This window comes from Youhaiella tibetensis, assembly GCF_008000755.1.
GTDB lineage: Bacteria > Pseudomonadota > Alphaproteobacteria > Rhizobiales > Devosiaceae > Paradevosia > Paradevosia tibetensis.
Genome location: NZ_CP041690.1, coordinates 3,354,775 through 3,366,360 on the forward strand (window position 1 = coordinate 3,354,775; position 11,586 = coordinate 3,366,360).

Below are 11,586 nucleotides of genomic sequence, written 5' to 3' on the forward strand. Positions count from 1 at the left end.
GCGACTTACGCCGTAGGAATCACGGGGCTTGTTCGTCCCGCGCCGCCCAGTTGATGCCACGCCGGACGATGGTCGCCATATCGGGGAACTCGCTGAATTCCTTGACCGAATGCCCGAGCGTGGAGTGGAACACGCGGCCCTTGCCGTGATGGCGCTTCCAGACCACCGGCATCACCACATCCTTGATCCACCATGCGTGCTCGCCACTGAAGGTGGTGGTCGCCAGCACCTCGTTGGAAGGATCGACGTGCATGTAGTACTGCTCGCTGCGATAGGCCATGGGCGTCTTGATGCCCGCCATGATCGGATCGTCGGGCCGGGTCACGTCGACGGTGAAGTCGATGATGTTGCCAGGATGCGCCACCCACTGCCCCCCTACCATGAACTGGTACTCGACCGCATCGCGGAATGCATCGCTCATGCCGCCGTGGTGGCCGGCCAGACCCACGCCGTTCTCAACCGCTTTGGTGAGGTTCTCGACCTCGTCCTTCTCGATCCTGGACATGGTGTAGATGGGCACGATCAACGACAGGTCGTGAATGGCAGGATCGGCAAATGCCTTGGTGCTGTTCTCCACGCGCACGCTGAACCCATCCTCGTGCAACCAGCGTCGATAGAGCGCCGCGCACTCTTCCGGGTCGTGCCCTTCCCAGCCTCCATAGACGATCAAAGCGCTGCGCATGCTTCACTCCCCCCGGGAAAAACGCGGGGGGACGATAACTGAATCGCGGCGCGTTGCCAGCCCCCAGCCCCGCGTCCCTACCCTTCAAGATCCGACTTGAGCCGGCCCAGCTTCTCCACCGCGTTGCCAGCGTACTGGCCGATCCAGCGATCGAAGATTTCCCTGATCGGCAGCGGATTGAGATAATTCCAGCGTTCCCGCCCCTGGCGCTTGACGATGATGAGGTCAGCCTCCTCGAGCACCCTGAGGTGCTGCATCACCGTGCAGCGGTCGAGATCGGCAAAGGCATCGCACAGCGCGCCGGTCGTCTGCGGATTATCCTTGAGCGCATCGAGAATATTGCGGCGGCGGAAATTGCTCAGCGCCTTGAAAATCTTGTCATTTTCTGCGTCGTTTGACATGTTATATAATTATAACATATGTTCTTCGAACGCAAGCAGAAAGGCCTTCCCGAGAGGAGACGGAAGATGGATCTGAAGTTCAACGTCGCCGGACGCATCGCCCGACCGGCAAGCGAGGTTTTCGAGGCGGTGGTCAACCCCGAACACCTGTCTCACTTCTTCACGACCGGAGGCGCGAAGGGGCGGCTCGAGACCGGCTCGACCGTGACCTGGGATTTTGCGGATTTCCCCGGGGCCTTCCCCGTGCAGGTGGTCGAGGTCGTACCCGACAAGAAGATCGTGCTGCACTGGGGCGCGGCAGACGATGCGCCCGAGGGTGAAACGGCCTCCCCGCACGACACCACAGTCACCATGACATTCGAACAATTGGAGGATGGCCGCACGCTTGTGCAGATCACCGAGGAAGGCTGGCGCGAGACGGCCAAGGGCCTCAAGGCGTCCTATGGCAATTGCGAAGGCTGGACGGGAATGCTGTGCGCCATGAAGGTCTGGCTCGAGCACGGCATCAATCTGCGCGAGGGCTTCTATAAATAAGCTCTCCCCGGCCGACTGGAACGACCGGGGAGGTGCGAAGTGCCTAGCGGGCGGTGCTGCGCACGAATGCGCGCCAGATCAAGAGGAGTACGACGGCACCGACGATGGCGGCGATGAAGCCGCCATTCTCACCCGGGCCATAGAGCCCGACGACTTGCCCGAGCCATGTGCCGACGACCCCGCCGACGATGCCGAGCACGGTGGTGAGGATGAAGCCGCGCGGCTCCGAGCCTCCTCCTGTCAGGAGTTTGGCGATGATGCCGGCGATAAAGCCAATGATGATGGCCCAGAGAATTCCCATGTGACGCTCCCCATGTTGGTCGGGGGAATAATTGGGGAACCAAGGGGTTGGTTGCAATGGCCGCGCCTGAGTTTGCCGATCCCGCTCAAGCTGGGCACAAAAAGAAAGGGCCCGCCGTGGCGGGCCCGATCATCTCGGTCACAGCGGCTCAGACCGTGTGTTCGTGCCGATCCTGTTCGGTGACGACGGCGGTATCGAGCACCTTCTGGATGTTGGCCGCGTGGCGGAAGCTGGGCTCCATGGTCTTGCCCTGAGCCACGGCCTTGGCAAAACGCTGGTAGTTGGTCTCGACCGGTTCGACCGCGACTTCCTTCCAGGTGCCTGTCTCGGCATCTTCGCCTGAGCAAACTAGGAGCTTGCTCCAGTCGTGGCGGTGCTGAACTTCCACGCCGCCCTTCTCCCCGTAGACGCGCAGCCGCAGCTCGTTGAAGTGACCGGTAGCCCAGCGGGTGGCGTGCACCACGCCCAAGGCACCGTTCTCGAGCTCCAGCGTCATGGCGAAGCTGTCATTGGCGTCCAGGTCATATTCACCGATCTTGTTGCCGGGTGCCTTGTCGAACGTCTTGAGGCGGCAGAACACATGATCGATATCGCTGCCCGCGCCATAGACGGCGAAGTCCAGGATATGGATGCCGATATCGCCAAGCGTGCCGTTCGAGCCGTGCTTCTTGGACAGGCGCCACAGCCACTGGCTTTCGGTGCGCCAGTCGCCCCAGGCCTTGGACACCAGCCAGCTCTGCAGGTAGCTGGCCTCGACGTGCTTGACCTTGCCGATCTCACCCGACTGCACAATCTGGCGCGCACGCTGAAGCTGGGCCACGTTGCGGTAGGTGAGGTTGACCATGTTGACCACGCCCGCCTTTTCGGCGGCCTCGGTCATCTCCATGGCCTTGGCATAGTCCGTCGCCAGCGGCTTTTCACAGAACACGTGCTTGCCGGCCGCGATTGCCGCCATCGAGGTCGGATGGTGAATCGCATCGGGCGTCACGTTGGCGATGGCATCGAACTCGCCCCAGGCCAGCGCCGCATCGAGCGATGGAAAGGCGTTGGGGATGTTGTGCGCGGTATTGAACGCCTCGACCCGCTTCGGATCGACGTCGACGCCACCCACCAAGGTGACGCCGTCGATGGCGGCAAAGTGCTTGGCATGCTGGTTGGCCATGCCCCCAGTGCCCAAAATCAGCAGACGCATTTAGCGCATCCCCTCCTGGCGGCCACGACCGTGGTGAAGCTTGGGACCCCGTTCCTCGATCTTCTCGATCGCCTCTTCGACCGGACGGTTCGGCGCGTCGGTGATCCACTCAAAGCGGTTTGGGTTGTAGGCCCAGTTGACCGCGTTGCGCAGCACCTGGCCAACCGTCTCGTCGTGATAGGTCGGGTAGGTCTCGTGGCCCGGACGGAAGTAGAAGATGTTGCCGGCGCCGCGACGATAGGTAAGGCCCGAACGGAACACTTCCCCGCCCTGGAACCAGGAGACGAAAACGGTCTCGAGCGGCTCGGGCACCGAGAAGGGTTCGCCGTACATCTCTTCGTTCTCGAGCTCGAAATACTGCGGCAGCCCCTTGGCGATCGGGTGACCCGGGTTGACGACCCACAGGCGCTCACGCTCGCCCGCCTCGCGCCAGGAAAGCGCGCAAGGCGTTCCCATCAGACGCTTGAAAATCTTGGAAAAGTGCCCGGAATGCAAGACGATCAGGCCCATGCCTTCCCAAACGCGCTTGGCGACACGTTCGACGATCTCGTCCTGGACATCGCCATGCGCGGCGTGACCCCACCAGATCAGCACGTCGGTATCGGCGAGTTTTTCGACCGTCAGGCCATGCTCGGGTTCCTGGAGCGTGGCGGTTGCGGTGGAGATGTTGGAATCGGGCGAAAGCAGCTTGGCAATCGCGTTGTGCATTCCGTTCGGATAGTTGTCCGCGACAACCTGGTTCTTCTGTTCGTGGACGTTTTCGCCCCAAACGAGCGTGCGGATCGGCATCGAGATCTCCAGAGAGGTAGGGTGGTTTCCGGCTCGCCGCGACCCCTCCTCTTGGCCGAGACGAAAAAGGCTAGGCTGTTCTTTGCGCTCCCGCACGCCCTTTTCCAAAGCGCTTTGGAAGTTTCCCGTGCAAGGTCTACAGCGATTAGCCAACGCGACGCAAGTGGGCGTCGAAATTGAAATCGAACTGATGGTGCGGAGCTGTCGAACCGGCAACACCCATCATTTCGCCCCAGCCGCTGGTGGCCACGAAGCCTTTGGAATCGCGAGCCAGGCCCGAGCCGCTTCGCATTGTGGTGCTGCCGAGGGGCCTGGTGGTGTCGGCATCGATGGCCAGGATGGTGTTGCCCGTGGAGGACGACACGGCGATCATTGCACGGTCCGCGGAAACCTCGATGGCGCCGACATAGTTGTCGAGCGAGGTTAGGTGATCGTGGGAAAGTTCGATGAGCCGGATTTCTCCATCCAGCGTAGCATACCCGACCAGTTGCGGGCGCTCTTCGGCCGGTCCGCGGAACTGGCAGCCGAACCAGACGCGGTTGGCATAGTCGACCACCATGTGGCGGATAGAGACCTGATGGAGGTCGGACGAGAGGCGCATTTGGCCGATGAGGCGACCGTCCGAGGAGTCCACGAACGCGAGCGAGGGGTCCATCGTGTCGATGTTGAGTTCGCTTCGCCCGTAATCCGGATGGGTTTCGATGCCGCCATTGGCAATGACGAAGGTTCGGTTGTCCGGCATCAGGATGATTTCGTGCGGGCCGGTCCCGTAGGTGTCGAATTCTCCAATCCGCCGATAGCCGTCGGTAGCATCGAAGATGCCGACCACGCCGCGCGCATTCTCGAAATCGTTCTCGGTGGCATAGAGCAAGCGACCATCGGGCGAGAAGACGCCGTGGCCAAAGAAATGACGCCCCGGAACGCTGGTCAGGGTAACTGGCAGGTCGCCCCCGCGCGCATCGAATACCACCGCGAACGTTCCCGGCTGGCGCGCAAACACGACCGCCTTTCCGGTTACGGGAGAATAAGTGATGTCGTGGCCGCGGTCCGGCAGATCGACGCTGGAAACCAGGTCACCCCGCTCGGTGACCAGGGCAGCGGCGAAACCGCCCTGCCGGCGCTGGATGGCGGAGGCGAAGACAAGTTCGGCCCGATCGAGCGCTGCGGCACGCCGCGGCAGCAGCGAGGCGGCAAACCCGGCGCCTGCTGCCTTGAGGAATGCCCTTCGCTGCCACATCGCCATGCCTCCCTCAGTCGCCGTCGAGCGCTGAGAAACCGACCGAAAGGCCCAGCGCCGCCGAGAGGTCTTCGCCTACCAGCGTGTCCAGGGATTTCGTGACGATCACCAGATATTCGAGCGCCTTGAACTGCTTAGGATCGGCCACAGCCTCATCCATGGGCGAGGTGATGACCGCCAGCGCCCGCTTGGCATTGGCGAACTCGAATTCGGCGCCATTGGCAATCCAGGCATTGTCGGCGCCCATTACCTCGGGGAAGCGTGCCTTGGCAAAGAAATCGGAAAGCCCCGAGAAATTGGCCGCAAGCGCCGGGACAGTCATGCCCGAACGCCAGAACAATGCCGACTTCGGCTTGGGCTGACCGGCGCTGGTCCCCAGAATCGGCAGGACGCGTTGATCGCGGATCGCTTCGGTGCCGTGAACCAGCGAGGCAGCGAGCTTTTCGAGTACTTCGGTCTGCGTACGGTAGTCATCCGCATCCGGCCTGGGATTTTCGAGGGCTGTGCTGATCCCTTGTGGGTCGCTCCATTCGGCATCCATCTCCGCAGTCACCTCGCCGATGAGCGCGGCGATCGAAGCGGCGAAACTGCAACGATAGGCGCCACCAGACCCCGCCAGTTCCTCGGCACCTGTACCGAACAACAGGTATTCGAGCGCGCCCAACCCCTGCATGGCCACGCTCTTGCCCGCCAGGTCCTTGGGATTGGTTGCGCTCGCGTCTTCCGCCGCCAGAGCCTGCTGCACCTGCTTGAGGGCGATGCCCTTGCGGTCGGGCCAGAACAGCATGCGCTCGATCCGGTTGTTCGAACCCAAGGGACCGACATGAACGAACTCGACGCCGGAATATGCAAGGACTACGGCCTTGAACCCGTCCCTGCCGACCGAAAGGTGCTCTTCCGAGGGCGTTGCACAAAGCGCGGCAATCCCATCCTTCATGGAAGCGGCGCTCGTCGCCAGTTCGTGGAAGCCGGGGCGAATGAAGTCCTCAACCGCGGCCGAAATCACCTCACCCGTGGTGACGGGTGCCTGGGCCAGGACAGGCGTAGTGGCAAGTGCGAAGGCGGCAGCAAGGAACAGGCGCATCAGAGCGACTCCAGGAAGGCAATGAGGGCATCGCGTTCGGTTTTCGTCATGCGGGTGAAGGCATCGCGCGCCTTCTGGGCCTCGCCGCCATGCCAGAGCACTGCCTCGGTGAGACTGCGTGCCCGCCCGTCGTGGAGGAACAGCGTGTGGCCTGAAATCGTCTCCGTCAGCCCGATGCCCCAAAGCGGCGGCGTGCGCCATTCATAGCCATGGGCATCGCCCTCGGGCCGCAGGTCGGCCAGCCCGTCTCCCATGTCGTGGAGCAAGAGATCGCTATAGGGCCAGATGAGCTGGAAACGCAGGGCATCCACCTCGGCCTTCCGGCTGGTGACGAACTTCGGCACGTGGCACGTGGCACAGCCGGCTTCGTAAAAGGCCTGCTTGCCGGCCAGCACCTTGGGATCGTCGAAGCCGCGCCGCTGCGGCACGCCAAGGTTCTGGGAGTAGAAGGTCACAAGGTCGAGGATCGGATCGGGCGCTTCGGATTCACCGGCGGCGTTGTCGCCCGTCGGCATGGAAAGGCATTGCTGCTGGTTGGCCGTGCAGTCGCCGAACGACTGGTTGACCAGGGGCGTCGAAATGCCAAGGTCGCCGGCAAAGGCGTGCGCCGCCTGGACCCGGATACTGGGCGCGCCTGCCTTCCACCCGAAACGTCCAAGCGCAACCTTGCCCGAGACGGGGTCGTGCACCCAGTTGGGCTTGCCCGAAACCCCATCGCCATCCCGGTCCCCGGGATCGGCATTGGCAAGAATATCCTCGACGGGCACGGCTTCGAGCAGGCCCAGGCCGATCATCTGCGGAGTAACACGCGGAGACAGCATCACGTCGGGGGCCATCGGGCCGTAACCGAGGTCGGCGACCGAATAGGTGGGCTTGCGTAGCGTCACTACCGTTCCATCCCCCAACGTCACCGGCACGTCTTCATAGGTGACCTGCATGTGCCCTTCGCCACGCAGGCCCGGCACTGCGCTCTCCTGGAGCTGCGTGCCGTAGGTGGGCTCTGCGATGACGTCGGTCTCGTGGTTGGCGATGGCGCTCTTTTGCGCGGCTGTAGTTGCCGGAACGGAAAGGCGCAGGAACATCGATTCCGAGCTCTCGCCCGGATTGAAGGGCGGATGCCCGCGGCCATCCTTGAGGTGGCAGTTCTGGCACCCGCGCGAGTTGAACAGCGGGCCCAGTCCGTCCGACGCCTTGGTAGAGGATGGCGCCGAAACCCAGAGCTTGGTGAAGAACCCGTTGCCCAGATTGAAGCGCTCCTGCTGCTCGAACGAAAGGTTGGCGGAGGGGAGCGAAAAGCTGTCGCGGTTGACGAGCTTCTTGGTGGTCGCGGCGCCGGCGGGAAGCAGTTCGAACCGCTCGGGCTTGGAGAAATCCTGTGTGGGTGCAGTGACCGCCCGAACCCTCTCGAGGTCCTTCGGCGTCAGGTCGGAGCGCACCCCTCCCCCATCCTGCGCAAAAGCAAGTCCAGCCGAAATGACGAGGGCCAGGAGCGCGGTGAGGGTCTTGTGCATTGGCGATGCGCCTGTAGGCGAATGGGTGGGCGCCGCATCCATAATGGCGCGGCGCCCCGGAGTCGAATTCTTACTGGAAGACAGCATCCGGATTGGAAAGGCTGTCGCTGTCCTCGATCGTGACGTTGTCGAGCTTGAGCAGGGCCACGACGCGCTCAATGGCCCGAGTCTGGGCGATGAGTGCATCGATGCCCCCCTGAACCGCGGCATTGCCCGCTTCATTGCCTTCCCCGATCATCTGGTCGAAGGCCTCGACAGTCTCGCTGCGCTCCTTGAGACCCTCGAAGGTCTTGACGCTGGCATCGAGCAGTCCGCGCAATTCGCTGTCGGCAGCAGCATCCGTGGCCGCGACGTATTCGGACAGCGAGGCGCCCTTCACCTCAGAACCATCGATGCGCTTGTAGGCGCCCAGATAGACGTTGCGGATGCCTTCCACGTCATAGAGGTAGACGGCGGCCGTGGTGTCCGAGAAGCACTCGTGCTCCTCTTCCGGGTCATGCAGCAGCAGGCCAAGTTTCATGCGCTGACCGGCCAGTTCGCCATAGGAGAGCGAGCCCATCCCGGTGAGGATAGCGGCAAGACCACCTTCCTCGGCTGCCTTGCGTGCCGCCCCGCCATCCTGCCAGTTGCCGATCATCTCCTCGATATCGGAAACCAGCAGCGTGGACGCCGCCTTGAGGTACTGGGCGCGCCGATCGCAATTGCCGTTCGTGCAGTTGGCCGTGTCGTAATCGGTAGCCGGGCGATTGCCGGCGCCGGGGCCGGTGCCGTTGAGGTCCTGGCCCCAGAGCAGGAACTCGATGGCGTGGTAGCCGGTAGCGACGTTGGCCTCGATACCACCCGCTTCCTGGAGCTTGTTGGCGATCAGGTCCGGCGTGATCGTCGAAGCATCGACTTCCTCACCCGCGATCGGCAGCTTGGGATTGGCGATGACATTGGCCGTGTAGAGTGCATTTTCGTCGCTCTCGGCCCCATAGATACCCGCGTCGACATAGTCGATGAGGCCCTCATCGAGCGGCCAGGCGTTGACCCGTCCCTCCCAGTCGTCGACCACAGCATTGCCGAAGCGATAGGCCTCGGTCTGCTGGTAGGGCACGCGCGCCGCCTTGTAGGCCTCGCGCGCTGCCTTGAGCGTGTCTTCGTTAGGGCGAGCGATGAGGGCGTCGATCGCGCCATCGAGTGCCTTGGCTGTTGTCAGGGAATCTTCGTAGCCCGCCAGCGCGATATCGCCATAGGTCTTGATGACTTCCGCCTCTGTCGGCGCGGCAACCGCGGGCAGGACCATCAGCCCCGCCGCCAGCCCCAATGCCCAAAGCGCGCCCTTGCGATAGGTATGCATCCGGTCCTCCAAACTGCTCGTTTGAGGGCGGACTAACAAAGCTGACTGGCGTTATCCAGAAAAATCGACGCAGTCTGGAACGAGTCTAAGAACCGGCACGGCAGCCGCTCGACAATTGAGGCGACAGCCACTCCAGCGCCGGAACGATCGACTGCTGCCAGGTCTCCCAGTAATGCCGCCCGGCCGCAATGCGCAGATGGCTATCCAAGCCTGCTTCCAGCAGCTTCTGGTGCATGAGCACGTTTGCAGCGATGAGATCGGGATAGTCACGATCACCAATGCAGAGCCAGAAGTTCGGCTTGTCCTCGGCCCGGCGTAGGCCGCGCATGTGATTGAAAGGGTTGGCCTTGTTGAACCGCGCCATGTCGAAAGGCGTCCCGAAGGCACCCTTGTAAAGCCCTGCCAGGTCCCAGCGCAGCCGCGGATCGTCCTTGACCATGGGCTGGTGCAGCGCACCTGAAAGACTGATCGCCGCCGTGAAGAGCTCGGGGTGATCGAAGGTCATCAGCAAGGCGCCCCATCCGCCCATCGAAAGCCCGCCTATCGCGCGACCTTCACGACAGGCTGCCGTAGGCAGGCTGGCATCGATGGCCGCTATCAGGTCGGTGGTGAAAGCGGTCTCGACCAGCCCCAGGCCGCCCGCATCGGGATTGTCGACATACCAGCTGTCGCCCGCCCCCGGCGCCACCACCACCATCGGCTTGATGCGTCCTTCGGCAATGGCGCGGTCGAGAATGGGACCCAGATTACCCCAGGTAAACCAGTCGCCATCCGCTCCGGTCAGGCCGTGCAACAGGTAGACGACCGGCCACCGCTCTCCTTCGGCGGGAAATGGAAACGGCTTGTAGACCGCATAGGGTATGGGCCTGCCCAAGGTCGGGCTCGGCGCCGAAAGCTTGTATTCGACGATGCCGGCTCCGAATGCGGCGCCGGCGGTGAGCAGACCTGCGGCCAGCCCAAGAATCCATTTCATCATGACGTGCTCCTCCCAAAGCGCGCCGATGAAGGCCGACCAGTTCTCCGCCGCGCAAATGAAAAACAGCGTTTCCCAAGACGAGCCCAGGTCTTGTTCACAGTTTCCTTGCGTTTCCCGGCGCCATTTCAGTGAAACAATTGGTCCGTGTACATGCTGGACGAAGTGTCACATTCAGTGCTTAATCAAGATCACGGTGTGGGAGGGAACCCGGATCCGGCCATTTGCCGAAGGACTCGTAAGTCCCCGTAGAAGTTGCCTTTTGGGGCTTGCGCGCGCTTAACGCCATCGTCGGAAATCTGTCATGCGAGTGTCATCTGGCAAACGTAAGCAGCCGCGGTCCTTGGCGACGCCGTCAATAAGTCACCAAGACATAACAACATGGAGACGCAGGATGACTTTCCAGAAAGCGTGTGTCGTGTCGGTATCGGTCGTAGCGCTCATCGCGTCGGCCGCCCCGTCATTCGCTCAGACCGATCTCAATGCGCTTTACGAAGCCGCAAAGGGCGAAGGCCAGCTCACCGTCATCGCGCTGCCGCACGACTGGTGCGGCTATGGCGCTGTGATCGACGGCTTCAAGGCCAAGTATCCCGGCATCACCGTCAACGAGTTGAACCCGGACGCCGGCTCGGCCGATGAAATCGAAGCCATCAAGGCCAACAAGGACAACACCGGTCCCCAGGCTCCCGACGTGATCGACGTCGGCCTGCCCTTCGGTCCCTCCGCCAAGGCCGACGGCCTCATCCAGCCCTACAAGGTCTCCACCTGGGATACGATCCCCGACAGCGCCAAGGATGCCGACGGCTACTGGTACGGTGACTATTACGGCGCCATGGCTTTCCTCGTGAACAGCGACCTCGTCTCCAAGGCTCCGACCTCGTGGGCTGAACTGACCGGTGCCGATTACGCCAACGCCGTCGCCCTCGCCGGCGACCCGCGCGCTTCGGCCCAGGCCATCCAGAGCGTCTACGCTGCCGGCCTCGCCGCTGGCGGCAAGACCGCCGAGGACGCCGCCAATGCCGGCCTCAAGTTCTTCGCCGACGTCAACGCCAAGGGCAACTTCGTGCCCGTGATCGGCAAGGCCGCCTCGCTTGCCCAGGGCACCACCCCGATTGTCATCGCCTGGGATTACAACGCCCTGGCCTGGCGCGATGGCTTTGCAGGCAACCCCAAGGCCGAAGTCATCATCCCGTCCGATGCGGTGGTCGCCGGTGTCTACGTCCAGGCCATCTCGGCCTACGCCCCGCACCCCAACGCGGCCAAGCTCTGGATGGAGTATCTCTATTCGGACGAAGGTCAGCTTGGCTGGCTCAAGGGCTATTGCCACCCGATCCGCTTCAACGACCTGGCCGACAACGGCAAGATCCCGCAGGAACTGCTCGACGCACTTCCGCCGGCCGCCAACTACGCCAAGGCCGTCTTCCCAACCGTGGATGAACAGAACGCCGCCAAGGCGATCATCACCAAGGATTGGGACTCGGTCGTCGGGGCCAATGTCCAGTAATACGGACACCGCTGGCCCGATCGCCAACAAGACGGCCGG

Annotated in this window: 12 protein-coding genes; 2 read left to right on the forward strand and 10 right to left on the reverse strand. The window is 62.8% G+C overall.

Features of this window, described 5'->3' with window-relative positions; genetic code table 11:
• Positions 1-19 precede the first annotated feature (19 nt).
• Together FNA67_RS16430 and FNA67_RS16435 are read right to left on the reverse strand one after the other, a co-directional pair.
• Positions 20-682, reverse strand: a complete 663-nt coding sequence (locus FNA67_RS16430; protein ID WP_147657000.1) for a ThuA domain-containing protein — start codon at positions 680-682, stop codon at positions 20-22.
• Between the two features lie 77 nt (positions 683-759).
• Positions 760-1,083, reverse strand: coding sequence for an ArsR/SmtB family transcription factor (locus tag FNA67_RS16435; protein WP_147657002.1), 324 nt, complete (start codon positions 1,081-1,083; stop codon positions 760-762).
• 66 nt (positions 1,084-1,149) lie between these two features.
• On the opposite strand from FNA67_RS16435, the gene FNA67_RS16440 reads away from it, so the two are divergent.
• The gene (locus FNA67_RS16440) at positions 1,150-1,617 is read left to right on the forward strand and encodes an SRPBCC family protein (RefSeq protein ID WP_147657004.1); all 468 of its coding nucleotides are present in this window, start codon (positions 1,150-1,152) and stop codon (positions 1,615-1,617) included.
• Between the two features lie 43 nt (positions 1,618-1,660).
• Here FNA67_RS16440 and FNA67_RS16445 read toward each other — a convergent pair whose 3' ends face one another.
• The 8 genes from FNA67_RS16445 to FNA67_RS16480 all read right to left on the reverse strand — a co-directional run bounded on the left by FNA67_RS16445 (position 1,661) and on the right by FNA67_RS16480 (position 10,046).
• Entirely contained in the window at positions 1,661-1,918 is a 258-nt protein-coding gene (locus FNA67_RS16445; protein WP_147657006.1) for a GlsB/YeaQ/YmgE family stress response membrane protein, read from the reverse strand.
• A 148-nt stretch (positions 1,919-2,066) separates the two neighbouring features.
• Positions 2,067-3,110, reverse strand: coding sequence for a Gfo/Idh/MocA family protein (locus tag FNA67_RS16450; protein ID WP_147657008.1), 1,044 nt, complete (start codon positions 3,108-3,110; stop codon positions 2,067-2,069).
• Complete coding sequence (locus FNA67_RS16455; RefSeq protein ID WP_147657010.1) at positions 3,111-3,899, reverse strand: ThuA domain-containing protein; 789 nt, start codon at positions 3,897-3,899, stop codon at positions 3,111-3,113.
• A gap of 145 nt (positions 3,900-4,044) precedes the next feature.
• Positions 4,045-5,136, reverse strand: coding sequence for a DUF1513 domain-containing protein (locus tag FNA67_RS16460; RefSeq protein WP_244616371.1), 1,092 nt, complete (start codon positions 5,134-5,136; stop codon positions 4,045-4,047).
• 13 nt (positions 5,137-5,149) lie between these two features.
• Entirely contained in the window at positions 5,150-6,220 is a 1,071-nt protein-coding gene (locus FNA67_RS16465) for an imelysin family protein (RefSeq protein WP_147657015.1), read from the reverse strand.
• Positions 6,220-7,731: a di-heme oxidoreductase family protein gene (locus tag FNA67_RS16470; RefSeq protein WP_244616372.1), complete on the reverse strand. Its 1,512-nt coding sequence runs from the start codon at positions 7,729-7,731 to the stop codon at positions 6,220-6,222. Before FNA67_RS16470 ends, FNA67_RS16465 begins: the two co-directional genes overlap by 1 nt.
• Before the next feature lie 70 nt (positions 7,732-7,801).
• On the reverse strand, positions 7,802-9,070 hold the full coding sequence (locus FNA67_RS16475) for an imelysin family protein (RefSeq protein WP_147657019.1): 1,269 nt from the start codon (positions 9,068-9,070) through the stop codon (positions 7,802-7,804).
• An 85-nt stretch (positions 9,071-9,155) separates the two neighbouring features.
• Entirely contained in the window at positions 9,156-10,046 is an 891-nt protein-coding gene (locus FNA67_RS16480; protein WP_147657021.1) for an alpha/beta hydrolase, read from the reverse strand.
• 391 nt (positions 10,047-10,437) lie between these two features.
• Between FNA67_RS16480 and FNA67_RS16485 the strand changes: the two genes are divergently transcribed.
• Complete coding sequence (locus FNA67_RS16485; protein WP_147657023.1) at positions 10,438-11,547, forward strand: ABC transporter substrate-binding protein; 1,110 nt, start codon at positions 10,438-10,440, stop codon at positions 11,545-11,547.
• The last annotated feature ends 39 nt before the right edge of the window (positions 11,548-11,586 follow it).